The following is a 24569-nucleotide window of genomic DNA, read 5'->3' as shown; positions in this document are numbered from 1 at the left end:
CAAGAGGAAATGCGCATGACATATGACGCCATCGTCATCGGTTCCGGCATAGGAGGATTGACCACGGCGGGCCTTCTGGCCCGTGCGGCGGACAAAAGGGTCCTCGTCCTCGAGAGACACACGGAACCGGGAGGGCTGACGCACACCTTCCGTCGCGATGGCGCCTCCTGGGACGTGGGCGTGCACTACATCGGACAGCTCGACCCCGGTTCTCAGATCCGTGCGTACTTCGACTATCTCTCGGACGGCGAGCTGGAGTGGAACCGCATGCCGGAGGTCTACGACCGTTTCGTGTATCCGGGAATCGACCTGCGCGCCAGCAGCGGGCCCGAGCGATACGAGCGCACCCTCATCAAGGAATTTCCGGCCGAAGCGGCTGCTATCCGGCACTACTTCAAAGATGTTCGCCGGGCCACATCCTGGGCGACACTCGAATTCGTTCAAGGAATGGTGCCCCGTCCCATCACTCCTGTGCTCAGATCCGTGCAGCGCATGACCGGACGCACCGCCACCGGCACAACGAAGGCATATCTGGACGCCCACTTCCGCTCCCCCGAGCTCAAGGCCGTCCTGGCCAGCCAGTGGGGCGACTACGGCCTGCCGCCCTCGCGTTCCGCCTTCGCCGTGCACGCAATGATCGTCTCCCACTATCTGGACGGCGGATGGTTCCCCAAAGGCGGCAGTGCGCACATCGCCCGCACGTTCGAGAAGGGGATCGAGCAGGCCGGAGGAGCGGTCCGGGTCGCCCAGGAAGTCACGGAGATCCTCATCGAGGACGGTGCCGCCGTGGGCGTGCGCGCACTGGATCATCGCGGTCCGATCGCACGCGAGCGGACCTACCGGGCCCCTGTGGTCATCTCCGCCATCGGCGCCTCCAGCACGTTCTCCCGCCTATTGCCCACCGGCGGCGCCGTCGGGCGCGCCACCGCTCCTGCCCGGCGCACAATTAAGCGCCTGGGCACCGGAGCATCGGCCGTCACCGTGTTCCTGCGCCTGCGTGATGATCCGCGCAGCATCGGCGTGGACGGCGGCAATATCTGGGTCAGTCGGGACCTCGACCACGATGCCGCCAAGACGCATGGAGCCGCCCTGCTGGAGGGGAAGCCGCAGAACGCCTTCGTCTCCTTCCCCTCCTTGAAATCAGGCGAAACGCCTCACACCGCCGAGATCATCTCCTTCTGCGATGCCGAACCGTTCGCGTCGTGGGCCGACCGCCCGCAGGGCGACCGCGGCGCCGATTACTCCGCCCTCAAGGAGCGCATCGCCTCCGGCATGCTGGCTCTTGCGGAAACCGCCGTTCCCGGTCTGACCGACCTGGTGGAGTACATGGAGGCTTCCACTCCCCTGACCTTCGAGCACTACACCGCCCATCCGGCCGGGGCCTTCTACGGGGTGCCCGCAACTCCGCAGCGGTACAAGGCCCGGCCGCTGGGTCCGCGCACGGCTGTACCCGGTCTGCTGCTGTCCGGACAGGATGCCGGAAGCCTGGGCATCGTCGGCGCCATGATGGGCGGAGTAGCGGCCGCCTGCCAAGCGCTCGGTTCACGCGGATACCCCATGATCACCAAGGCCGTGCGCACGAAGACTCCGACGCAATCCGACATCGGTCCTCGCCTGCTTCCCGAGGGGAAGCATCATGTCACCGTGGCCTCCAAGCGGCGCCTGACGCCCAGCATCTGGGAGGTGAACCTGGAGGTGGAAGGCTCAGTCGGCGCATGGGCTCCAGGACAGTTCGCCCGTCTTCATGTCGGCGACGATTCGTGGCGCGACTACTCCATCGCCGGCCTCGAGGAAGGCGTGCTCCAGCTGCTCATCTCGACGCGCACGGGCGGGCGCGGGTCGCGGTTCATCGAGAAAGTAGAGACGGGGACTCGTACCGTCGTCGAGCTGCCTCTGGGCGGATATCAGCTCAAGGAGACCGGACGGCCTCGCATATTCATCGCCACGGGTACCGGCCTGGCCCCCTTCCTGGCCATGTTCCGCCATGCGGATAGTCTTGAGAGAGACACGCTCCTGTTCGGCTGTCGCAACCGCGAGGAGGACCTCACCGCCATGGTCGATGCCACCCTGCCCGGCCGCATGGTGCGCTGCCTCAGCCGCGAAACGGCCGACGGCTTCTTCCACGGGCGGGTGACGGACGCGCTCGCAGAAGCCGACATCGACCTGTCGGGAGCGGACGTCTACCTGTGCGGCTCCGCCGCCATGGTGATGGACTGCCGAGCGATCCTCGATCAAGCGGATGCCGCAGAGGTGCTCACCGAGCCCTACTGAGCCTCACTGAGACAGCACTGGAGCGGGAGAGGCGGGGGTCAGTCCGCCTGCAGGACCTCGGCCACCCTCCACGGCCCGGGGACCAGGACGAGCACGACATCTCGGGTCTCCTGAGCCGGCACCGCCCGTCTCGATCCGTCGGCACCGATGCGCACCGAGGGCGCCTGCGACTGCGACACACGAACGGCGGCGGCATCCGGCCAACTCTCAGCGGCCTCCTGAGCCTCCTGCCCGACCCGCGCACCGGTCACGGAGTGCACCATGGTGTCCAGCCCCTCGATCCGCTCTCCCGAGTCGGAAATCGCGGCCAGCAGCGCCTCGTCGGCCAGGGCCGCGGGAGAATCCGGAACGGTCGTGGTCGCCAGGGCCTCGGCATCGTTGTCGTTCAGGGCGGAATCCCTCGCCAGAGAGAGCTCGACGACGATCGGCAGCATATCGGGCGCCTCGGGACTCGCAGTGCCTGTCGCATCCGTCGCATCCGCTGTATCTGCTGTATCCGTTGTGCTCCCCGAATCGGCGGCATCCGGAGCGTCCGCAGAGCCCATCGCGGCCCCCTGCGGATCATCCGTCTCGGCCGATACCGGTGCGGAAGAAGGGGAAGTGGCCAACAATGCGGAAGCCTGCATCCAGTCGGGCCGCCATCCCCGCGCCACGGCGGCAGCGCCTAGCGCAATGCTGAGCGCCAGCAGCACCAGCCCCAGACGTGCTCCCCGCCCACGGCGACCGGTGGGACGCCCTCCCGGCCCCCAGGTTCGTACCGGCCGCCCCTCCGAGGCGGGGCGGCCGCGTCGTGAGGCCACGGCGCGCGTCGGCCGCGAACTCGCGGCCCGCAGTGCCCCGGCGGCCAGTCTGGCCCCATCGGGCAGTTCGATGACGCCCGGTTGACCGATCTCGGGGGCGCGGGCGGCCAGGTCGCGTGCACTGGGCCTGCGGTCCGGGTCGGCGTCCAGGGCGTCGGGAAGCACTCGCTCCAGCCGCTCGGCCAGGGCCGGTGACCCCGCCGCGCACTGGCGCAGCAGAGCCGCCAGGGAGTAGACGTCCGCGGCCGCAGTCGCCGGCGCCCCCTCCCCGCGCTCAGGGGCGGCGCTCGACTCGGTGCCGGTCTCCAGCGCCCCTCCCAGCAGATCGATGAGAACCGGCTGCCCATCGGTATTGACGATGACATTGGCCGCCGCCACATCACCGTGAGCCATGCCCCGCTCGTGCAGATGCGCCAGTGCGCCTCCCAGGTCGTCGAGCAGTCGTGCGGCCTCATCGCGGGTCAGGCCGCCGCGAGCCCCCAGCACGACCGCCAGATCGGCCCCGATGATGAACTCGCTGAGCACACCCACGCGGCCCTCCGGCAAAGAGATCACCCGGCGCACTCCCGCGATCGCCTTATGGCGCAGCAGTCGCAGGTCGGCCAGGCGGCGCAGAACTCGAGCCTCAGCGGCGCCTCCGTCCACGACGTGAAGCACGACGTCATTCCCGGCAGCGTCCAGTGCCCGCCGCGGAGCGAGATGGCCCGGGCGATCACGCCCCATCGGCTCGCCGATGGCCAGCCCCGCGGCCACGAGCTCGTCGCTCACCTCCACGGGGAGGTCTGTGTCCTGGGCGGCTGGGCTCTCATCATCACGTGACGCCTCTGATCTGGCACGACGCTGCTTCAGGGATCTCATGACCGTCATCGTCCTTGCCAGGTCCGCTGTCGCACCAGGTTCGAGACTGCCTGTGGATAACTTTCGCGTCCGGGCGCCTATGGTAGGCGGCGTGCACCGTTTGGACGTCGCCCTCGGCTCCCGCCTGATCCCCTTCCAGGAGGGATGGGAGCTCCAGCGGCGGATCCACGAGGAGGTCGTCGGGGAACGCCGTCCCTCAACACTCATCATGCTGGAGCATGAACCCGTCTACACGGTGGGCCGCAGAGCGCATTCCTGGGAGCGCCCCGACAGCGGCTTCGTTGAACCGGGGCATGTGCCCGTCGTCGATGTCGATCGGGGCGGGAAGACCACATGGCACGGCCCGGGTCAGCTCACGGTTTACCCGATCGTGCGCCTGGCCTCCCCCATTGATGTGATCCAGTACGTACGCGCACTGGAAGCAGCCGTCATTGAGGTGTGCGCCGACTACGGGCTCGCCGCCATACGGGTCGAAGGGCGCTCCGGCGTGTGGATCGGGGCGGAGTCCGATTCGCCCTCTCCGTTCCGCGCAGTAGAGCGCAAGATATGCGCTCTGGGAGTGCGAGTGGCCCGCGGCGTGACGATGCACGGCATCGGCCTCAACGTGAATCCGGACCTGACCGCTTTCAGCTTGGACCGGATCGTGCCGTGCGGCATTGATGATGCCGGTGTCACATCCTTGGTGGTTGAGACCGGACAGCGCCTGCGCGCGGCCGACGTGGCCGACGATGTCGCCGCCGCTCTGGCAGCGCACCTGACGCCGCTGGTGGCTCAGGACACGCCGATTCACAGCGCATAACTGGGCCTTCAGTCCCAGATCAAGCGATCTCTGGCATAGACTGAAGCGTGCTGCCATTGTTGTCTGAGGAGGGTTCGTGACAAACACCGTCGCCCCCGAGGGCCGTCGTCTTCTGCGCGTCGAGGCACGAAACGCCGAGACGCCGATCGAGCGCAAGCCCGAGTGGCTCAAGACCCGCGCCGTGGTGTCGCAGACCTACCAGGAAGTGCGCGGCCTGGTGCGGCAGAAGAAGCTCCACACCGTATGCGCGGAGGCCAACTGCCCCAATATCTACGAATGCTGGAACGAGCGCGAGGCATCATTCCTCATCGGCGGCGAACTGTGCACGCGCCGTTGCGACTTCTGCGACATCGCCACCGGCCGTCCCACCGAGTACGACGAGGACGAGCCCGCCAGGGTGGCCGCCTCGGTGGCGCAGATGGAACTGCGCTACGCGACCGTCACCGGCGTCTCCCGTGATGACCTTCCCGACGGCGGTGCCTGGCTGTACGCCGAGACCGCTCGACAGATCCACACGATGCTGCCCGGCTGCGGCGTCGAGCTCCTGGTGCCCGACTTCAAGGGACGTGCGGAGCCGCTGGAAGAGGTCTTCTCCTCCGCACCGGAGGTCTTCGCACACAATCTGGAGACCGTGCCGCGGATCTTCCGACGCATACGCCCGGCCTTCTCCTACGAGGGGAGTCTGGCAGTGCTGCGACAGGCCTCGGAGGCCGGCCTGCTGACCAAGTCGAATCTGATCCTGGGCATGGGTGAGACCCGCGCCGAGATCGAGGATGCCATCGGCAGTCTTGTCGATGCCAAGGTCGATATCCTCACCATCACCCAGTACATGCGTCCTTCCAAGCTGCATCACCCCATCGACCGGTGGGTCAAGCCCCAGGAATTCGTGGCGCTAGCGAAGATGGCCGAGGAGATGGGCATTGCCGCCGTCATGAGCGGCCCGATGGTGCGCTCGTCCTACCGTTCGGGAACGCTCTGGGGCAGGGCCATGCGCGCCAAGGGCCGTCCCATACCGGAGAACATGACGGAGCTCGCGGCACCGGTCACCGCCCGGCAGGAGGCGAGTACCGTCGTCGCCCGTTTGAAGTGACATATCCCTTGATTCGCAGGATCGGGGAGTACCTACCAGCCGATGAACCACGATCGCACGGGGAGCGGCACGGCGCCGTCAGCTATGGTGGAGCACTGTGAGCACCGCCCCCAGCGCCCAGCCCGAGAAGAAGCGCCGCTTTGTCCAGCGCATTCAGAGTGTCGTCCAGAACCTCAAGGACTCCTACACGATTTCGCGCAGGACCTACCCGTGGATCGGGTGGGCCATGGTGGGAACGGTACTGCTGCTCATCTGCCTGGCCGTCGTACTCGCCCTGGTCACGCAACAAGCGATCTGGTACTGGGTGCTCATGGCGGTGGCCCTGGCGCTCGCTGCGGACGTCGCCATCCTGTCGTGGACGACGCGACGCGCCTCTTACACCCAGATCGAGGGCAAGTCGGGCGCTGCCAAACTCGTGCTCGATCAGAGTCTCGGTCGCGGCTGGAACCTCGAATCGGACCCGGTGTACGTCAACCGGAAGACGGGGGACGTGATCTGGCGCATGGTCGGCCGCCCCGGAGTGGTACTCGTGGCGGAGGGACCCACCGGCCGCCTGCAGCGGCCAGTCGCGGATGAGCAGAAGATCCTTCGCCGCATCCTGTCCACCGTGCCGGTGCACGTCATCAATGTCGGCATGGACGAGGGCCAGACGCGCCTGATGGACTTGTGGCCCACCATCAGCAAGCTGCCGACAAAGCCCACAAGGCTCACCGACGCCGAGATCAGTCAGGTCTCCAAGCGCCTGTCCTCCCTGTCGACCAAGGGCCTGCCCATCCCCAAGGGCATCGACCCGGCCAAGGCCCGTCCGGACCGACGAGCCATGCGCGGTCGGTGATGCCAGTGATGTCCGGGGAGAAGCACTCCACCGGGCGCCTGAATCACCGGGCGAGTGAAACAACGGAGACACACGCACGGCACACCGGCGTCATGGCGCGCCCGTAGCCTTCGACCAGCCGCACACCGCGCTGCTTCGGCATCCGAGCCGAGCCCGCGCCCAAGGCGGACACCATTGATGAAGGAACACACATGTTCAAGGACGCGTCCGAGATCCTCGCCTACATTGAGAAGGAGGGGGTTGCGCTCGTCGATGTCCGCTTCTGCGACCTTCCGGGCATGATGCAGCACTTCACGATTCCAGTGGCCGCATTCGAGGAGGATGCCCTGACCGACGGACTGATGTTCGACGGCTCCTCGATCCGCGGCTTCACGGCTATCCATGAGTCCGACATGAAGCTCGTGCCCGATGTCACCACCGCCTACCTCGACCCCTTCCGCGAGGAGAAGACCCTCGTTGTCAACTTCTCGATCGTGGACCCGTTCACGGACGAGCGCTTCTCCCGCGATCCCCGTTCGATCGCGGCCAAGGCCGAGGACTACCTGCGATCCACCGGTATCGCCGACACCTGCTACATCGGCGCCGAGGCCGAGTTCTACCTCTTCGACTCCATCGAGTACGAGACCACGCCGGGATCCACTCGCTACGCCATCGACTCCAATGAGGCGGCCTGGAACACCGGACGCAGCGAGGAGGGCGGCAACAAGGGCTACAAGACCCCGTTCAAGGGCGGGTACTTCCCCGTCTCCCCGTCCGACCAGATGACCGACATCCGCAACGCCATGGTACGGACCTGCCATGAAGCCGGGCTCGAGATCGAGCGCGCCCATCACGAGGTCGGTACCGCCGGACAGCAGGAGATCAATTACCGCTTCGCTTCATTGCTCGCCGCCGGCGACGACATGATGAAGTTCAAGTACATCGTGAAGAACGAGGCGTGGCGCAGGGGCAAGACGGCCACCTTCATGCCCAAGCCGATCTTCGGTGACAACGGCTCGGGGATGCATTGCCACCACTCACTGTGGAAGGGCGGAAAACCGCTGTTCTTCGACGAGCGCGGATATGGACAGCTCTCCGACTACGCCCGGTGGTACATCGGAGGGATTCTCAAGCACGCGCCCAGCCTGCTGGCCTTCACGAACCCATCGGTCAACTCCTTCCGCCGTCTCGTGCCGGGCTTCGAGGCTCCCGTCAACCTCGTCTACTCGGCCCGCAACCGCTCGGCCTGCATTCGCATCCCCGTGACCGGCACCTCGCCCAAGGCCAAGCGCATCGAATACCGCGTCCCCGACCCCTCTGCCAACCCGTACCTGTGCTTCTCGGCCGTCCTCATGGCGGGCATCGACGGTATTCGGGGGCGCATCGAGCCGCGAGAGCCCATCGACAAGGATCTTTACGAGCTTGCGCCCGAGGAGTACTACGACATCGCCAAGCTGCCCCACTCCCTGGACCAGGCGCTCGACGCCCTGGAGGAGGACCACGAGTACCTCACCGAGGGCGATGTGTTCACCCCTGACCTCATCGATACCTGGATCGAATACAAGCGGGACAACGAGGTCGTTCCCATGCGACTGCGCCCCCACCCCTACGAGTTCGAGCTCTACTACGACCTGTGACAGGCGCTGAACGGTTCTGTGTTCGCCTCTTGGCTCACCTCTTGCTCACCACAGAACCGTTCAGCTCATCACGGCGCGTCATGCGCTGCTGGGCCGCCCCGTTGAGTGCGTTGAATTCCACTCCCCCTCGTTCCAATCCACCAGGCGCCAGCCCTCTTCCGGATCGCCTTCGACAAGGCTGATGCCCGCGTTCCGCATGGGGTGGTCGGCGATCCAGGCGGGATCCGCTCCCCCGCCCGGTGCAGCGGCCAGGGCCGTCCACAGCCGCAGAACGGTGCCGTGGGCGACCAGCAGGGCCGTCCCCTCCGCTCCGACATGCTCAGCCGTGGTACGGGCGATCCGGGTGACGGCGTTATCGAATCGGGCGAAAGTGTCGGCTCCGTCCTCGGGGCTGCCCGGCAGACGTGCGGCCGTGCGCCCGATCATCCATGCCCGTGTCGTGTCCGTGTAGCACGCAACCGAGCGCGCATCCGTGTGCATCTCCAGATCGCCTGCGAGAACCTCCCGCAGGCCCGAATCGATAGTCGCCATCAGGCCGGTGGCGCCCTCCAGCGGGGCGATCGTCTGACGCGCGCGGGCAATGGGCGACGTCCACAGCGACGAGATCTCACCGAGCCGGTCGGGATCGAGCCTGCCCGGCAACGATGCCGCTTGAGTCAAGCCGGCGGCGTCCAAAGAGTTACCAGGAAAAGCCGTATCGAGAGCGCCCATGATATTGGCGATGGTCCGTCCGTGACGGACGAGAAGAAGCTTCACGGCTCTAATCCTGCCAGGGAACGCACGCGGTCTCCTCCGCAGGGGCCTCAGGGTGGTCACGACCACGGATAGGGACCGCCTCCACGGCGTGCAGCGCGCCGCGGAGGCTTGGCAGCATGCCCTCCGGTTGTCGAGGCGGGACGTTTCTCAGGCGTCTCGGATCGTGAAGGGGCCGAGGCGCCCGCGCTCCTCGTGCGCGCCCGTTGGCCGTCGGACATGCCCTGCAGCTGACCATTGTCCGAACGATTTCGGCGCCCCGCAGCCTCATCTCGGCCTCCACCGGCTCGGGAATCATCGCCGACCGGTGGGTTGTCGCCCGTCCGGGTCGCAGACCCGGCTCCGGCCTTCCGAGTCTCGGAGGTCCGTCCGAACACGACCCGTTCGACGACTCGGCGCGCATGGCGGGCGTGCCGCCGGTAGAGGTCCTCCAGCTGGCGCTCCCTGCCTGCCGCCAGGCCCACCAGGCGCCCGACCAGACGAATCTCCCTCAGGCCGTTGGGAAGAACTTCGATGCGCTCTCCATGGTCCCGCCCAGTGCCGAGGACGGTCGCCGCCCGCACCCGTGAGGCCAGCAGCCAGGCGCCGCGCAGGGCGGCCTCCTCACTCTCGGTGAGCAGGCCCGCCGATCGGGCCGCGTCAAGAGCCTCCAGAGTCGACGTTGTACGCAGTTCCGACACTCGCGCCGCGTGCTGGAGCTGCAGGACCTGCACCGCCCACTCGACGTCGGACAGGCCGCCGGGGCCCAACTTGATATGGCGTGCGGGATTGGTTCCACGCGGCAGACGCTCTGCCTCCATGCGTGCCTTGAGACGACGGATCTGTCGCAGACCGTCGTCGTCCAGCCCGTCTGGGCTCCAGCGCAGAGGCTCCACGAGCTCCTCGAAGGCGCGACCGAGCTCAGCATCGCCGGCGCAGGCCCGGGCCCGCAGAAGCGCCTGGCGCTCCCAAACCGCTGACCAGCGCTCGTAGTAATCGGCGTACGAGCCCAGCGAGCGGCTCATCGGCCCCTGGCGTCCTTCCGGGCGCAGGTCCGCGTCGACCTCGAAGGGATGCGGCTGGGCCTGTGACAGCAGGCGCACGACCCATCGGGCGACCGCCTCGGCCTCATCGGCGGCTTCATGCCGATCAGCGCCGGGGCGCGCCTCGTGCACGAACAGGACGTCGGCGTCGGAGGCGTAGGTGGTCTCGGCCCCGCCGAGGCGACCCATGGCGATCATCGCGTGGCGCGCCAGTGCTCCCGACCAGGTTCCGTCCCTCTCCGGTCCGGAGGCAACCGCGTCCGGACCGTCCCGTAAGGCGATGACGACGCCGGTGGCCAGGCTGAGCACCCCGTCGAGAACCGCGTCAGTGGTGTCGGTCAGAATACGGGCGGTCCGCTCAGGATCAACGCCGTTCAGAGAGTCGGCCAATGCGGCCCGAACGAGTTCACGGGTGCGCACGCTCATGACCGCGTGCACGGCCTCCGCCGCCTGGCCCTCCAAGGCGGACTCGCTGTCAGCAGTCAGCACGCGCCGGCGCAGAAGACTGTGGACCTCGGAGTGCAGGGCAGCGGGATCGCGCGCGGTCAACTCGCTCGCGTCATCGAGCCAGGCGATCGACTCCGGCCGTTCGGCCAGGCGCTCGGTGGTCCACCTGGCGCCGGACAGGACATGGCACAGGGATCGAGCGGCGGCCCGGGAGTCGCGCAGCATCGCCAAGTACCAGTGGGATCCGCCCACCCGCTCCGACAGCAGCCTGAAGGAGAGCAGACCGTTATCCGGATCCGGACCCCGGCCGAGCCAGCTGATCATGACGGGCAGGAGCTGGCGCTGAATCTCAGCGCGCCGGCTGACTCCCTCGGTCAGGGCGTGGATGTGGCGCAGGGCGCCATCGGGATCGAGGTAACCCGCCGCTTTGAGGCGCTCGCGCGCCGCCTGCGGGCTCATTGTCATCTCGTCGGCGCTCAGTGTCGCCGCCACTGCGAGCAGCGGGCGGTAGTAGATCTCCTCGTGGAGGGCGCGCACGCGCCTGCGCACCGAGGTGAAAGTCGACCACAGGGCCTCGGGCTCACCCATGATGCGCCGATCGATGCCCCGCCCCAGACGGCGCAGGTCGTCTTCGCCGCGGGGCAGGTCGTGGGTCCGCTGCAGGCGGTAGAGCTGACTGCGATGCTCCAGCAATCGCAGCAGCCGATAGCAGGAGTCCAGTTCAGCGGCATCGGAGCGGCCGACGTACCCGGCCGCCGACAGCTCGGCCAGCGCCCCCAGCGTCGAACGGACGTGCAGGCGCTCATCGCCGCGCCCATGGACGAGCTGAAGGAGCTGAACCGTGAACTCGACGTCCCGCAGCCCACCCGGGCCGAGTTTGATACGACGGTCCTCCCCACCGCCCTTGCCGGACTCGTTCTCGACGCGGCGGCGCATGGCACGGGCGTCGTCGACGAAATTCTCGCGGCTGCTGGCCCCCCACACGAAGGGATCGACGGCACTCGCATAGGCGGCGCCGAGACCCGCGTCCCCAGCGCATGGACGTGCTTTGAGCAGCGCCTGGAATTCCCAGGAGGCGGCCCAGCGCTCGTAGTAGGTCACATGCGACCTCAGGGTGCGCACGAGGGCGCCGTCCTTGCCCTCGGGACGCAGAGCCGTGTCCAACGGCCATAAGGGCGGTTCGCGACCAGTGGCCGAAGTCGCGCGGGCCAGCCCGATGGCGAGATCCGTGCCCAGGCGGACCAGTTCGTCCTCATCGATGGCGTCAATGGCATCGATGGCACTGACGGCTCCGTCGTGGGTCTCGGGGGCGTCGGGGCGGTCTGCGGGCCCGACGACATAGATGACATCGACGTCGGACACGTAGTTGAGCTCACGCGCCCCCGTCTTGCCCATTGCGATAACGGCCAGCGCCACGGAGTCGGCCTGCTCCCCCACTCCTGCGCGAGCAATGGCCAGCCCCGCCTCCAGGGCGGCATCGGCGAGCCGAGTCATGCGCTCAACGACCACCGGTATGTGCGCGAGCGGATCGGAGCAGGTCACGTCATCGGCCGCGATGGCCAGGAGCCGGTCGCGGTAGGCCACGCGCATGGCGGCCGTGGCGGCCTCGACACGCGTGCATTCGGCCCCGTCATTGTCGCCGGTGCCGTCGGGGTCGAGGGCCGCCGCAACCGCCTCTGCCAGGACGACGTCCATCGGCGCTTGATCGGGAGCATCCACAGCATGGGCCGGACTCAGGGCGGCAAGGTGATCGGGGTGGCTGACCAGGAAGTCCCCCAGCGCCCGGGAGGCGCCCAGAACGCCCAGGAGCCGACGACGGTGCTCGTCGCGCTCATCGGGGACCTGCATCTCCTCGGCTGACGCCTCTGAAGCCCCTGCCCCTGAAACCCCTGGAACTTCGGAGTCGGAGGAATCCGGTCCTCCAGTGCCCAGAGATGCGAGAAGCCCGCGCAGCTCCTCGTCACGGGAGCCGACGGCGGAGGCCAGGCGAACCAGGGAGAGCAACGCGAGGTCGGGATCGGCGACCCGACTGAGCTCCTCGACGAGCTCGGACCGAACCGGGTCGAGCTCGCGATCCGCTTCCTCAGGCTCCTGTACAAGGGGGAGCAAGCGACTCAGAGCCTCGTCGTGCAGGCACGACCCAGCACGATCGACTTCGTCGAAGCCCGCTCGCACCAGCCGCGTGCGCACACTCGTGCGCCGTTGTCCGAATGGCCTGGAGGAGCTCTCGTTCCATCGACCGGTCATAGCGCTGCTCCGTATTCGGGGGATTCAGGCATTCAGGTGCGCGGGAAGAACTGGCTGATCTCGAAGTCGGTGACTTGGGCGTCGTATGAGCGGTATTCCCTGCGCTTATTGCGCAAGAAGTACTCGAAGGCGTCCTCTCCCAGCGTGTCCGCCACGAGGTCGGAGTCGCTCATGGCGGCCACGGCCCGCTTGAGTGAGGTGGGCAGGGCGCCAATACCCATGGCTCTGCGCTCGCCCTCGGACAGCGCCCAGACATCATCCTCAGTCTCGGAGGGCAGTTCGTAGCCCTCCTCAATCCCTTTCAAACCCGCGGCCAGAATGACTGCGTAGGCCAGGTAGGGGTTGGCCGAGGAGTCGATGCCACGGTACTCGACGCGCACGGACTGCCCCTTGCCCGGCTTGTGCATGGGCACGCGCACCAGAGCAGAACGGTTGTTATGACCCCAGCACACGTAGCTGGGAGCCTCATCCCCGCCCCACATGCGCTTGTAGGAGTTGACGTGCTGGTTGGTCACCGCGCAGATCTCCGATGCGTGATGCAGGAGTCCGGCGATGAACGACCTGCCAGTCACTGAGAGCTGGTACTCCCCGGACGGGTCGTAGAAGGCGTTGCGGTCGCCCTCGAACAGGGAGAAGTGGGTGTGCATGCCCGAGCCGAACTGGTCGGCAAAGGGCTTGGGCATGAAGGTGGCCAGGCTGCCCTCCTGGAGGGCCACCTCCTCGACAACGGCGCGGAAGGTCATGATGTTGTCCGCCATGGACAGGGCGTCGGCGAAGCGCAGGTCGATCTCGTTCTGCCCGGGACCTCCCTCGTGGTGGGAGAACTCCACGGAGATGCCCATCTGCTCGAGCATCAGGATCGCCCGGCGCCGGAACTCGTGCGCGGTGCCGCCCGGTACGTGGTCGAAGTATCCGGCGTGGTCGGTGGGGGTAATGCGGCCCTCCGCATCCCGGTTGACGAGGTAGAACTCGATCTCGGGGTGGAGGTAGCAGGTGAAGCCGGCCTCGGCGACTCTCGCCAACTGGCGCTCCAGAACCGCTCGCGGATCGGTGCGGGCGGGCTCGCCGTCGGGAGTCAGGACGTCACAGAACATGCGGGCGACCCCGTCGGCTCCGGCTCGCCAGGGCAGCATCTGGAAGGTGGACGGGTCCGGGGCCAGCAGCATGTCGGACTCGTAGACCCGCGTGAGCCCCTCGATCGCGGAGCCGTCGAAGCCGATCCCCTCCTCGAAGGCGCCCTCGACCTCGGCCGGCGCGATGGCGACGGACTTCAGCTGCCCCTGGACATCGGTGAACCACAGGCGGACGAAGCGGATGTCGCGCTCCTCGATCGCCCGCAGAACGTACTCCTGCTGCTTGTCCATAGTGCCTCCTGAGTCCCTCCTGCACGGGGTGTGCGAAGGCGCTGCCGCCTCCTGACGAGAGCCTACCGAGGCGGATGGGTCGGGAAGATTTCACACGCCCCGTTGAGGAACGGGACCGAGGCCAACTCATTCTCATTGAGGACGGCGGTCCGTGAACCGGCATAGGCTTCGCCCCATGGCTACTCCCGAGTCGCCCTACGGGCCCTCCACCGCTGAGAATGTCGCCGGCAGCAAACCGGTTCGTCTCCCCCGCCTTCTCGCAGCGAAGGCCGAGGGAACCCGACTGACCATGATCACGGCCTACGACAGCCTGACCGCGGCGATCTTCGATGCGGCCGGTATGGACATGATCCTCGTCGGCGACTCGATCGGCAACGTCATGCTCGGCCACGGCTCCACTCTCCCCGTCTCCCTTGATGAGATGGTGGTCGCCACCCGGGGCGTCGCCAGTGCAGTCGAGCGCGCGTTCGTCATCGCGGATCTGCCCTTCGGAACCTACGAGGCGAGTCCCGAGCAGGCTCTGGCCAGCGCCGTCCGCCTGGTCAAGGCCGGCGCCAACGCCGTCAAGCTGGAGGGCGGCCGACCACGGGCGGATGCGATCCGGACCCTGACCGATGCCGGCATCCCCGTCATGGGGCATCTCGGCTTCACACCGCAGTCAGTCAATACGCTGGGCGGCTTCCGCGTCCAGGGGCGGGGAGAGGAGGGCGAGAAGCTTCTGGCGGACGCCTTGGCGATCGAGGAGGCGGGCGTGATGGGCATGGTCCTGGAGATGGTGCCCGAGCAGGTGGCCGCACGCGTCACCGAGGCCCTCGCCGTCCCCACCATCGGGATCGGCGCCGGAGCCCATTGCGACGGCCAGGTCCTCGTCTGGTCGGACATGGCCGGGATGACGGAGTGGAGGCCGCGCTTCGCCAAGCAGTTCGGGAGGGTCGGCGACGCCCTGCGCCAGGCCGCCCTCGAGTACGCCGCCGCAGTCCGCGAAGGCTCCTTCCCCGCACCGGAGCACTGGTTCAGTTCCTGACGACCTTCAATCCATTCCCCGTCGCGAGAAGCGAAGTTCAGTCGCCTGAGTCGCCCTCAGCACCAACGGCCTCGATCCGAGTGAGCTCCTCGGAGAAGGTCCACCGGTTGAGAAGCCTCTCGAAGCGGCGCCCGTCGATATAGACCACCGGGCTGCCGTCCTCGGTCAGTCCCTCGACATCCATGGCGTCGGCCAGCACCTTGGGCTCATCCGCACCACTGTCGATGCGTTCCCACATGGCCCGGGCGTCCAGCCCGGCCCCCTGAGCGGCAACGGTGATGCTGTCGGTGCTGATCTGGCCGCGCAGGTTGGCCAGAGCATCGTGGAAGCGCCACAGTCTCTCCGGCCCCTCGTGACGAGCGGCCTCCATGGCGAGAGCGGCGAGAAGGCTCTCAGGACCGGTGAGCTTGTGACGCAGGACAAGATTTACGCGCCCGGCATCACGCAGGGCGGCAATGCCCTTGAGCGCCTCCATGAGGCGCCAGCGCCCCTCGTAGGACATATCCGCATAATTGATGAGTGTATGGGGCGCATCCGGATTCCCAGTCGTCAGATCCTTATCGAAGTCCACTGCACGGCACAGATGCTCACCGGGCGGCGGGGGAAGCGGGGAGATCCTCTCGGAGACGCGGAAGATGACGGTGGCCAGGAGCAGGGCTCCCAGCGATGCCGCAAGAACGCCCAAGCGGGCCTGGTCGCGCAGCGCCTCGTCCTCCAGGGCCAGATTGGCCACGAGCAGGGAGATCGTGAAGCCCATACCGGACAGGGCCGCCAGGCCCATGATCCGCGGCAGATCCAGACCGGGCAGGCGGGATCCCGGCACAAGGCGCAGGACCAGGCCGGCTCCCACGGCGACGCCCACGAACTTGCCGAGGACGAGGCCCGCGACGACGGCCCACATGACGCGTGAGGAGAAGGCCGCGGCGATGGTGCCGCCGTTGAGCGCCACACCCGCATTGGCCAGGGCGAACAGCGGTACGACGACGTAGTTGACGTACGGCGGCAGCATCCAGGACAGCCGCTGGTTCAGGGGCATGGAGTAGGCCAGGGACTCACGTAGCATGACGGCGGTGCCGGGGTGCGGCGACTGCCGGTAGAGGCGGGCCACCTCGGTGGCGGCGTCGACGTCCGCGCTGCGCACCGGGTAGACCGGCATGAGCAGGGCGATGAGGACACCGGCCAGCGTGGCATGGACGCCCGAGCGGTATAGGGCGTACCAGGTCACGACGGCCAGGAGGACGTACGGGGGCATGCGCCACACGCCTCGGCGGGCCAGGAGCATGATCCCCAGCAGCCCCAGTACCGCACAGCCCAGCGCCATGAGGTTGAGAGAGCCGGAATAGAAGACCGCGATGACCATCAGTGCGCCGATGTCGTCGATGACGGCGAAGGCGAGGAGGAAAGCGCGCAGGCGCGGGGCCCTTTTGGGCCCGATGAGCGCGAGCATGCCCAGGGCGAAGGCCGTATCGGTGGAGATGACCGATCCCCACGCGTGCGCGCCATCGGCGCCGTGCGTGATCGCCGAGTAGGCGAGTGCAGGGACCACGAGGCCGCCGATGGCGGAGACGACGGGCAGGAGCGCCCGACCGGGCAGTCTCAGCTCCCCGAGGGTGAGATCGCGCCGCACATCCAGGCCCACCATGAAGAAGAAGGCGGTCATGAGGCCTTCATCGACCCAGCCGTGAAGACTGAGCTCGACCTTGAACGGGCCGATGGCCAACGAGGCGGGGGTCTGCCAGAAACTGTGGTAGCTGTGCCCGACGTTGGCCCATACCAATGCCGTGATAGTTGCAGCCGTGAGGGCCACAGCCGCATAGGTCTCGTTGATCTGCATGTCACGCAGGCGGAGGCGCCGGCGCAGCCAGGCGTCGACAGCCTCGGTCACAGCCGTCGATGTGCTCATGCACGCCCTTTCATACGAGTGGAGTCGTGTTATCGATGTTCTCCGGGCCCCGAGCGCCGTCGAGCGTAAGGCCCGTCCCGCACACCCGCAACCATTCGCCATCCGAGGCCTCCACCACGACGGCCCATAAGCGGCCCATAAGGTAGGGGATCCGGGCTCCGGAAATCTCACTCCAGGAATCTCACAATGCCCGGGTCCCCTCCTCGACCTCTGGATCGTGGTTGGCGATGAGCCCCAGGCAGCGGGGGTCATGCTCCACCCGGCGCACCCATTCCAAGGAGCGCTCCGCCTGAGAGGCATCGACGACAACGCTGGGGCGCAGCCCCTCATCGAAAGAGGGCCGCCCGTACCCGACGTCAGAGGTGAGCAGGTAGAAGACACGGCTATCAGCGTCAACGGGCGCAGTCGCCGATGCTCCGCCCAGCGCTCCGACAGCGTCCACGCCCTCAACCAGGTCCCATTCATGTTCATGGATCGCGCCATCGGCCGTTTCATCGCCGCGGACGATTGTGGCGCACAGTCCCCGTGAGTGCCCGGGCACGGCGACCATGACCAGGCTGCCGTCGCCGAAGACGTCGTACCCGGCGTCATAAGGGCCGACTGGAGTATTCCACCTGAAGGTCCGCAAATCGACGCCGTCCCACTCGTGGGGAAGATAGGTCGCGCGGTGAAAGCGCACCGCCTCGATCTCAGGACGGGAGACGAGGATCCGCGGGGCCTCCCGCACCAGGCGCAGCCCGTCGGCGTGATCGCAGTGGAGATGGCTCATGAGCACCAGGTCGAGGTCCCGGGGGCGGATGCCCCGCTCCTCCAGCTGCTCGTCAATGGCCCGGCCCGGGGGCAGATCCGCCTTGTTGACGGGATACTGATGGCGCAGGTTGGCGATCTGCCCGAGTCTGCTGCGGTTGAGCTTGTGCCAGCCGGTATCGATGAGAGTCAGGCCGTGACGATTCTCCACCAGGTAGGCGCTCACAGGCGCGGCAATGAGATCGCTGCGCCTGCGGAATGCATGGGTCCAGGCCAGCGGAGGGTCCTCGGGCCGGTGGTACGGGAGCGTCTTGTCGACGATTACTGTGCCCGTATGGAGGACTTCCAGAATAGTGCTCATGAGCAGCAGTCTAATTCGCAGCACCTATAACCGAGGCAGTACGCGAAGCGGGCGGCGGACTCTTATGCTGTTCTCATGAGTTCTTCGGCTTCCTCGGCTTCACCGGCGTCCCTGGCCGATCGCGCTCCCCGCGGCACTCTCACGAAAGGCAGACTCGGTCCCGATCGCCACGTCCCCGGCTCGATCGCCCGCCCCGAGTACATGTTCCACGACGGCCCCGAGCGGGTGACCGCCTCAGACATCAAGACCCCCGAGACGGTTGAGCGGATCCGCCGTGCGGGACGTATTGCCGCACGCGCTCTGGCCGAGGCCGCGAAGGCGATCGCCCCCGGAGTCACCACCGACGAGCTCGACCGGATCGCCCACGAATACATGTGCGACCACGGCGCCTACCCGTCCTGTCTGGGCTACATGGGATTCCCCAAGTCGATCTGCACGTCTATCAACGAGGTCATCTGCCACGGCATCCCGGATTCGACGCAGCTGCGCGAGGGCGACCTGGTCAACCTGGACGTGACCGCCTACCTCGATGGTGTCCACGGCGACACCAACGCCACGTTCCCGGTCGGTCGGGTCGATCCTGAAACGGCCGCCCTCATCGAGCGCACGCGCACGGCCATGGAGCGCGGCATCAAGGCCGTGCGGCCGGGCCGCGAAGTCAATGTCATCGGGCGCGTCATCGAGAAGTACGCCCGGCGCTTCCAGTACGGCGTCGTGCGCGACTACACCGGCCACGGCGTGGGCGAGGCCTTCCACTCCGGCCTCATCATCCCCCACTACGACGCCGCCCCCCTGTACGCCGATGTCATGGAGGTCGGTATGGTCTTCACCATCGAGCCCATGCTCACCCTGGGCACCGAGGAATGGGAGCAGTGGGACGACGGCTGGACGGTCGTCACGAAGGACCGCTCCCGCACTGCCCAGTTCGAGCACACCCTGGTGGTGACCGAGAACGGCGCGGAGGTCCTGACGACGCCGTGAGCCGAGATCCCGGATGAGCCCTGAATAGGCCTGCAGAGCCCTGGAGAGCCCAGTAGGCTCCCATATCGGGCACCATAATGCGACCGGATAGGACAGAACTCCCCAGTACGATATACGATCGTGAGCCACGACGGCGCGTCCATGACGTGTACATTCCTCCCCAGGACGACGTACGTCGCACCGATGCCCCATCATCCGACCGTCCCGGAGGTTCCTCATGGCACTTCGATTCAACCCACCGCCTAACTGGCCCGCTCCCCCGGAGGGTTTCAATCCTCCTGCGGGCTGGCAGCCCGACCCCGCCTGGGGCCCGGCTCCCGAGGGCTGGCAGCTGTGGGTCGAGGACTCCGCTCCCGATTCCAGTGCCGGTTCGGCGCCCCAGGCATCATCTGCCGCGGACGCCGCCTGGGCCCCGACCCAGGCCGTCCCGACCGGATCGTCCCCGGTAGCGGATCCGACCGGGCAGTCGGCCTCGGCGCCGTCGGGCGACTACGCAGCCTCGGCGCCCGCGACCGGCTCCGCCCCGGGAGCCTCTTACGCCCCCGGCATGAACTACGCCCAGTCGCCGACGCCCTTCCACAATCAGGGGGGCGCTCAGAGCGGCCCTGGCGGGCTTCCGCAGGGAGGGCCGGGCTGGCAGCCACCGGGGCCCGGCGGCCCGAGCGGCCCCAAGCCCATCGTCCAGCAGTGGTGGTTCTGGCTGATCATCGGTGTCGTCGTGATCGCGCTGGTCGCGGGCTGCCTCATCGCCATCCTCAGCAATAGCGGCAGTTCCAACAACAATAACAGCCATCACACGAATGACCCGGCGCCGACTATTGCCGGCCCCACACCGTCCTCGGGCGGCAGCGGCAGCAGCGGTGGTGTGGGTTCAACGGAGAAGAATCCGTATGAGGCGAATGAGACTGTCACTATCACTGCGAACAAGTACAGCACTGATCCGAACGCGTCCATCGATGTCACTTTCGGCGTCGTCGAGTGGGACGCCACACAGCAGCTCAAGGACAGCAGCTCGAAGTACAGCTGGACGGAGCCCCCGGCCGGATACGTCTATGTCCGTGTGCCGGTGAGCGTTACGTACCACGGAACGGGACAGTTCAACTATACGGATCTGGATGTCGACTACGTCCAGAACGGCAACACCACCTCTCCCGAGGACTACATCTCATACGAGATCCGCGATGAATTCAAGAGGCAGGACATGCCGCGAGATGGAGGCACCGCCAAGGGGTACATCACGTTCCTGATGACGACTGAGCAGACTCAGGCGAAAGACGGCGTGTGGGCCGTCGAGGCCCTGTCCAACTACAACGAAGCGACCTACATCAAGGTGAGGACGCAGTGACCCAATGAGCGGGACTGGTCGCTGCTGAGCGGCCGCCCGAGCATGATGTGGGAGTGCCCACCAGGATGACCTGGTGGGCACTCCCCTATATCAATAGGCCACGCCCCGCAGCAGAGACTCTCAGGGACTCTGCGAGGAAGGCGAACGAGCCGACCTGTACGCCGGGTTCTGTTACCGCCGACCGTCGCCGGCGGCGGTGGCGACCATCCATCTTGGCCCGCCGTTGCCGGCGGGCTCACGCGACCTACCCGCAGGCTCGGGCGAGCAGCCCTCAAGCGCCTGCTGTGCGGTCTTGCTCCGGGCGGGGTTTGCCAAGCCACCGCAGTCACCTGCGGTGCTGGTGGGCTCTTACCCCACCGTTTCACCCTTACCAGCCGGTTCCCCGACAGGCGGTCTATTCTCTGTGGCACTGTCCCGCGGGTCGCCCCGGGTGGCCGTTAGCCACCGCCCTGCTCTGTGGAGCCCGGACGTTCCTCGATCTCCCGGTCCCCCAGGAGTACCGCGGCCGCCCGGTCGGCTCGTCCGCACAATGCACTCTATCCTCCCCGGAGCCCGCTCGCCTTCTGAGCGGGGCCTCCTGCGGCAGTGGCAACAATTACGAGTGCGACAGCGGTCGCCGGGTTCATCGGGCTCACCGAGGTCGCCGGGCCCGCCGGATCAGCCCTCCATGCGCACAAGAATGACGTCGTTGGCCTCTGCATGGAGGACGGCGTCCGCCGGGGCAGCCGCGATCCGCGCATGTTCGGCCGGACTGATCTCGACGGCCCCCTCAACCCGGCGTCCGTACAGGGCGATCGCACCAATGCCCCCGGTCGCTGCCCGAGCGGCGTTGTACTCGGCCAGCAGGGCGGCGTCGATTGTGCCGGCGAGCTCAGCACGCCGTGCGCTCGTCTGCTCTATCTCCTGATCAAGACGGGCGAACTCGGCGTCACGGGTGGCGGTCAGCTCACGACCGGAGGCGCGGATCTCCTGCTCCTGGGCGGCCAGGCGATCGACTTCCGCCTGGGCGGCCTCCAATGCCTCCATGGCGGCTATCTGCGCGTCCTCAAGAATACTCTGACGGCGGCCGAGCTGGTCGATCTCCCCCTGGATGGCGCTCAGGTCCCGAGTGCCGGCAGCTCCCGAGGAGAGCCGCTCCCGCAGGATCTCGGCACGGCGCACAACCTGCCCGACCTCATCCTCAGCGCGGGTCGCCTCCGCCTTGGCGTCGGTCAGATCGCCTGTGGCGCGAACGGCATCACGCCGATTGGCGCGCAGACGCCCGACGGCATCCTCGATGCGGCTCAGGACGGGCAGATGGGCGCGCTCATGTGACAGGCGGGCGAGACGGGAATCGAGGCTCTGCAGATCGATGAGAAGACGCTGCTGGCTGAGGGGGGCGCTCGTCACTGCGGTGATCCTTCACTGGCTGGGTATCGAGTTCTGCATGATCCGAGCGCCCGTTCACAAGCCGGTGCTCAGACGCAGAGTCCACGGGTCGGTGACGACCTCGGACACATACGCGCTGAGTCTACGTCCGTCGGCTGCGGCCGCACGCTCCAGGCGGGCAGCGAGCGGAGGCAGGCCGACCCACTCGGTGGCCCAGTGGGTACCGCACAGCAGATAGGGGCGCCCCGCCTCCAGGTGCTCGGACGCGGGATGGTGACGCAGATCGGCGGTCAGGAATACGTCGGCGCCGGCGTTGCGCGCGGCGGCGAGCAGGGAGTCCCCGGCGCCACCGGACACGGCAACGGTCTCAACAGTCGCCTCAGGGTCCCCGCCGACGAGCAGGCCGGGAGCGGAATCGGGAAGCGCGACGGCGACGGCCGCAGCCAGGTCGCGCAGGCGAGTCGGACGCTGGAGTGTGCCGACCCGCCCGATGCCCTGAGTCGGATCCAGCGGATTGGGCTCCAGCGGCACGGCGGAGAGCACGCCGACAGCAGCGGCGAGGGCGGCGGCGACGCCCCCGTGGGCGGCATCGAGGGTCGTGTGGGCGTTGGCCAGGGCGATTCCGGCTCGAATGAGGCGGTGAACTGACCGTCCCTTGGGGTCGGTGGCGGACACATGGTCGGTCCCGCGCAGGTAGAGGGGATGGTGGGTGATGACCATATCGACGCCGCGCTCGATGGCCTCCTCGACGACGGCGGTGACCGGGTCGACCGCCAGGAGGACCGAGCCGACGGACTCCGCGGGATCGCCGCAGATGAGCTGGTTGGAGTCCCAGGACTCGGCGAGCTCGGGCGGGGCCGCGGTGCGCAGCATGGCGACGACATCGGCAACGGTGGGGGAAGCGGGGGATGCGTCAGGAGAGGTATCGACGGCCTGCGCGGAAAGTGGTTCGGCGGGGCTGGAAGCGATGACGGGCTGGCTCATGAGTGAAGGCTAGACTGATACAGGCGTACCAATGCGGATCTCAATAGACCGATTCAAGGCGACACGGCTGAGCGAAAGATCATGAAAGGGTAACGGGACCCCTGCCCGTCTTTTACTCTGGAGTTATGCGTCGAGGATCCAAGGCTCAGAAAACAGACCTGCGCGTGTTCCTCACCGAGCATCGCGCAGTAGTCACTCCCGCCATGGCGGGCCTGCCCGCCAAAGGCCTGCCGCGTCGCGTGCCCGGGCTCCGCCGCGATGAGATCGCTCGATTACTGGGAGTCGCCACTGATTACTACGCGGACCTCGAACGAGGTCTGCTGCCCGCGGCACCTGAAACGTCTTTACAGGATCTTCTCAGCGAGGTGCTGGCGCTGAGTCCGAATGACCGCCGGCGCCTCAGTCTCCTGCTCGACGCCGCATATCCCAATGGCGGTGCTGTCACACCGGAGCAAACACCCGCCGATCCGCCCGAGCAGCAAGCGAGTAAGCCAGACTCTCAGCAAGATACGGAGCACAGTTCACATGCTCCGATCAGGCAGCTCTTGGATTCTTTCGACATGCCGGCTTACATGCGCACTCGGTCGCTCGACCTCGTGGCGGTCAATCGACCGGGTCGCCTCCTGTACGCGCCCGTGCTGGAATGGGCCGGAGCCCGGAAGAAGACGGTGAATCTGCTCGAATTCGCTTTCCTCGACCAAGACGCGGCGCAGAGCTTCTGGCCCGACTGGGGCGACGTGATCACACGCGCGGTCTCCGATCTGCGAACGGCGCTTGAGGCGTATCCGAACGATCCTGACCTCATCGGTGTGGTCGGCACTCTGACCGCCCGCAGTCGCCTGTTCTGCCGCATGTGGATCGATCAGGATCTGCCGCCGCACTCATCGCAGGGTGAGGAGAAGATCTTCCACTCCCTCATCGGCACTGTCACGGTCCCCTTCCGCATGCTCGCCGAGGACGACGGCGCACAGGTCGTCGTGTTCACTCCGTCTGCCGGCTCCCCCGCACACGCCGCTATGCAGCGTCTGCGCGCCTGGGCTGCGGCAGGCTGACCGAGAGATCGAGACCATCCTCACCGACGAGGCATCTGGCTGCCTACCGGCTCCCGGCGCACACGGCAGCGCAGCATCTGCGAAACATGCAGGAATACGCAACATATGCAGCACCATTGCAACAGCCCTGGAGTGGTTCTCCATCCGCCCATGAGCCGGCTACGGCGTCCCGCACCGAAGCCAGGAGATCGTGCGGGCATGTCCCGAGGAGCCGAGGAGGAGCACTGCGCTGAGTAGGACCATGACGACGCTCAGGGTGCCGGTCGCGTATCGCTCAGTGGGACTCGAGGTGACGGCGATGTTGAAGACGGACGCGAGCAGGAGGAAGACGGTCATGATGATCAGGCCCGGTCGCAGACAACGGCGCCGGGTGTGGAAGATGACGCCGCCGTACGCCAGATAGCTCCACCCGCACAAGCTCCACAGCACCATCAGGAGGAGGTTGATAGGCCGCATGGCAACAGGTATCACCGTGTATTTGCCTCCCAGCACGAACGCGCCCAAGGGCATGCCGATGAGAAGCAGCAGATGGAGTAACGCATTGGCGAACCATCCGAACGCGCAGACGACAGAGATTGCACGAAGCACGCGGCACATCTCGCTGGACTCTTCCTTGCCGCGGTGCGGGCCGAACCTCATGAGGCGAGGATAAACCGGGTTGAAGCGCATGACCAATGCGGACGCCATCCGACGGCAGGCGGG

At 67.1% G+C, this 24569-nt stretch carries 18 protein-coding genes and 1 other RNA gene; 9 read left to right on the top strand and 10 right to left on the bottom strand.

Annotation, left to right across the window (positions count from 1 at the left end):
- The first annotated feature begins 15 nt into the window (after positions 1-15).
- Complete coding sequence (locus W5W_RS0109125; RefSeq protein ID WP_017195191.1) at positions 16-2271, top strand: FAD-dependent oxidoreductase; 2256 nt, start codon at positions 16-18, stop codon at positions 2269-2271.
- Positions 2272-2309: 38 nt separating this feature from the next.
- Here W5W_RS0109125 and W5W_RS0109120 read toward each other — a convergent pair whose 3' ends face one another.
- On the bottom strand, positions 2310-3929 hold the full coding sequence (locus W5W_RS0109120; RefSeq protein WP_034498969.1) for a protein kinase domain-containing protein: 1620 nt from the start codon (positions 3927-3929) through the stop codon (positions 2310-2312).
- A 91-nt stretch (positions 3930-4020) separates the two neighbouring features.
- On the opposite strand from W5W_RS0109120, the gene lipB reads away from it, so the two are divergent.
- The 4 genes from lipB (at position 4021) to glnA (ending at position 8269) form a co-directional block, all read left to right on the top strand.
- Complete coding sequence (lipB, locus tag W5W_RS0109115) at positions 4021-4728, top strand: lipoyl(octanoyl) transferase LipB (protein WP_029574214.1); 708 nt, start codon at positions 4021-4023, stop codon at positions 4726-4728.
- A gap of 76 nt (positions 4729-4804) precedes the next feature.
- A complete protein-coding gene (lipA, locus tag W5W_RS0109110) occupies positions 4805-5818 on the top strand; it encodes a lipoyl synthase (RefSeq protein WP_017195188.1) in 1014 nt (337 codons plus the stop codon).
- Between the two features lie 97 nt (positions 5819-5915).
- Complete coding sequence (locus W5W_RS0109105; protein ID WP_017195187.1) at positions 5916-6653, top strand: DUF4191 family protein; 738 nt, start codon at positions 5916-5918, stop codon at positions 6651-6653.
- A gap of 191 nt (positions 6654-6844) precedes the next feature.
- On the top strand, positions 6845-8269 hold the full coding sequence (glnA, locus tag W5W_RS0109100; protein ID WP_017195186.1) for a type I glutamate--ammonia ligase: 1425 nt from the start codon (positions 6845-6847) through the stop codon (positions 8267-8269).
- 78 nt (positions 8270-8347) lie between these two features.
- On the opposite strand, the gene W5W_RS0109095 is transcribed toward glnA, so the two are convergent.
- From W5W_RS0109095 to W5W_RS0109085, 3 genes are read right to left on the bottom strand one after another with little or no spacing between them, the layout of a single operon-like run.
- Positions 8348-9025 carry a histidine phosphatase family protein gene (locus tag W5W_RS0109095; RefSeq protein WP_008733872.1) on the bottom strand — a complete coding sequence of 226 codons (678 nt, stop codon included), beginning with the start codon at positions 9023-9025 and terminating at the stop codon, positions 8348-8350.
- A 56-nt stretch (positions 9026-9081) separates the two neighbouring features.
- Positions 9082-12738, bottom strand: a complete 3657-nt coding sequence (locus W5W_RS0109090; RefSeq protein ID WP_017195185.1) for a bifunctional [glutamine synthetase] adenylyltransferase/[glutamine synthetase]-adenylyl-L-tyrosine phosphorylase — start codon at positions 12736-12738, stop codon at positions 9082-9084.
- Between the two features lie 32 nt (positions 12739-12770).
- Positions 12771-14102: a glutamine synthetase family protein gene (locus W5W_RS0109085; protein WP_008733855.1), complete on the bottom strand. Its 1332-nt coding sequence runs from the start codon at positions 14100-14102 to the stop codon at positions 12771-12773.
- A 175-nt stretch (positions 14103-14277) separates the two neighbouring features.
- Between W5W_RS0109085 and panB the strand changes: the two genes are divergently transcribed.
- Positions 14278-15126 (top strand): 3-methyl-2-oxobutanoate hydroxymethyltransferase, encoded by an 849-nt coding sequence (gene panB, locus W5W_RS0109080; protein ID WP_008733864.1) that lies wholly within the window; start codon positions 14278-14280, stop codon positions 15124-15126.
- A 37-nt stretch (positions 15127-15163) separates the two neighbouring features.
- Here panB and nhaA read toward each other — a convergent pair whose 3' ends face one another.
- On the bottom strand, positions 15164-17029 hold the full coding sequence (nhaA, locus tag W5W_RS0109075) for a Na+/H+ antiporter NhaA (protein ID WP_017195184.1): 1866 nt from the start codon (positions 17027-17029) through the stop codon (positions 15164-15166).
- Between the two features lie 181 nt (positions 17030-17210).
- Entirely contained in the window at positions 17211-18137 is a 927-nt protein-coding gene (locus tag W5W_RS0109070; RefSeq protein WP_017195183.1) for an N-acyl homoserine lactonase family protein, read from the bottom strand.
- A gap of 75 nt (positions 18138-18212) precedes the next feature.
- Between W5W_RS0109070 and map the strand changes: the two genes are divergently transcribed.
- Together map and W5W_RS0109060 are read left to right on the top strand one after the other, a co-directional pair.
- Positions 18213-19118: a type I methionyl aminopeptidase gene (gene map / locus W5W_RS0109065; RefSeq protein ID WP_017195182.1), complete on the top strand. Its 906-nt coding sequence runs from the start codon at positions 18213-18215 to the stop codon at positions 19116-19118.
- A 217-nt stretch (positions 19119-19335) separates the two neighbouring features.
- Complete coding sequence (locus tag W5W_RS0109060) at positions 19336-20463, top strand: hypothetical protein (protein ID WP_008733862.1); 1128 nt, start codon at positions 19336-19338, stop codon at positions 20461-20463.
- A gap of 141 nt (positions 20464-20604) precedes the next feature.
- On the opposite strand, the gene rnpB is transcribed toward W5W_RS0109060, so the two are convergent.
- The 3 genes from rnpB to W5W_RS0109050 all read right to left on the bottom strand — a co-directional run bounded on the left by rnpB (position 20605) and on the right by W5W_RS0109050 (position 22815).
- Positions 20605-20984: RNase P RNA component class A (gene rnpB / locus W5W_RS15295), an RNA gene on the bottom strand.
- A 136-nt stretch (positions 20985-21120) separates the two neighbouring features.
- A complete protein-coding gene (locus tag W5W_RS0109055; protein ID WP_008733878.1) occupies positions 21121-21852 on the bottom strand; it encodes a zinc ribbon domain-containing protein in 732 nt (243 codons plus the stop codon).
- A gap of 54 nt (positions 21853-21906) precedes the next feature.
- Entirely contained in the window at positions 21907-22815 is a 909-nt protein-coding gene (locus W5W_RS0109050) for a Nif3-like dinuclear metal center hexameric protein (RefSeq protein ID WP_008733871.1), read from the bottom strand.
- A gap of 125 nt (positions 22816-22940) precedes the next feature.
- Between W5W_RS0109050 and W5W_RS0109045 the strand changes: the two genes are divergently transcribed.
- Entirely contained in the window at positions 22941-23867 is a 927-nt protein-coding gene (locus W5W_RS0109045; RefSeq protein ID WP_029574213.1) for a helix-turn-helix transcriptional regulator, read from the top strand.
- A 159-nt stretch (positions 23868-24026) separates the two neighbouring features.
- Here W5W_RS0109045 and W5W_RS0109040 read toward each other — a convergent pair whose 3' ends face one another.
- Positions 24027-24506 (bottom strand): hypothetical protein, encoded by a 480-nt coding sequence (locus W5W_RS0109040; protein WP_238533320.1) that lies wholly within the window; start codon positions 24504-24506, stop codon positions 24027-24029.
- Positions 24507-24569: the final 63 nt, after the last annotated feature.

The organism is Actinomyces massiliensis 4401292, assembly GCF_000269805.1.
Taxonomy (GTDB): domain Bacteria; phylum Actinomycetota; class Actinomycetes; order Actinomycetales; family Actinomycetaceae; genus Actinomyces; species Actinomyces massiliensis.
Note: the sequence above shows the minus strand (reverse complement) of the source record. Positions and strands in the feature narration are given on the sequence as shown.

Coding starts and splice junctions, on each gene's coding strand:
- panB (WP_008733864.1), top strand. CDS start 14,278: ATGGCTACTCCCGAGTCGCCCTACGGGCCCTCCACCGCTGAGAATGTC.
- W5W_RS0109060 (WP_008733862.1), top strand. CDS start 19,336: ATGGCACTTCGATTCAACCCACCGCCTAACTGGCCCGCTCCCCCGGAG.
- W5W_RS0109125 (WP_017195191.1), top strand. CDS start 16: ATGACATATGACGCCATCGTCATCGGTTCCGGCATAGGAGGATTGACC.
- W5W_RS0109070 (WP_017195183.1), bottom strand. CDS start 18,137: ATGAGCACTATTCTGGAAGTCCTCCATACGGGCACAGTAATCGTCGAC.
- map (WP_017195182.1), top strand. CDS start 18,213: ATGAGTTCTTCGGCTTCCTCGGCTTCACCGGCGTCCCTGGCCGATCGC.
- W5W_RS0109040 (WP_238533320.1), bottom strand. CDS start 24,506: ATGAGGTTCGGCCCGCACCGCGGCAAGGAAGAGTCCAGCGAGATGTGC.
- nhaA (WP_017195184.1), bottom strand. CDS start 17,029: ATGAGCACATCGACGGCTGTGACCGAGGCTGTCGACGCCTGGCTGCGC.
- W5W_RS0109090 (WP_017195185.1), bottom strand. CDS start 12,738: ATGACCGGTCGATGGAACGAGAGCTCCTCCAGGCCATTCGGACAACGG.
- W5W_RS0109085 (WP_008733855.1), bottom strand. CDS start 14,102: ATGGACAAGCAGCAGGAGTACGTTCTGCGGGCGATCGAGGAGCGCGAC.
- W5W_RS0109045 (WP_029574213.1), top strand. CDS start 22,941: ATGCGTCGAGGATCCAAGGCTCAGAAAACAGACCTGCGCGTGTTCCTC.
- W5W_RS0109120 (WP_034498969.1), bottom strand. CDS start 3,929: ATGAGATCCCTGAAGCAGCGTCGTGCCAGATCAGAGGCGTCACGTGAT.
- glnA (WP_017195186.1), top strand. CDS start 6,845: ATGTTCAAGGACGCGTCCGAGATCCTCGCCTACATTGAGAAGGAGGGG.
- W5W_RS0109050 (WP_008733871.1), bottom strand. CDS start 22,815: ATGAGCCAGCCCGTCATCGCTTCCAGCCCCGCCGAACCACTTTCCGCG.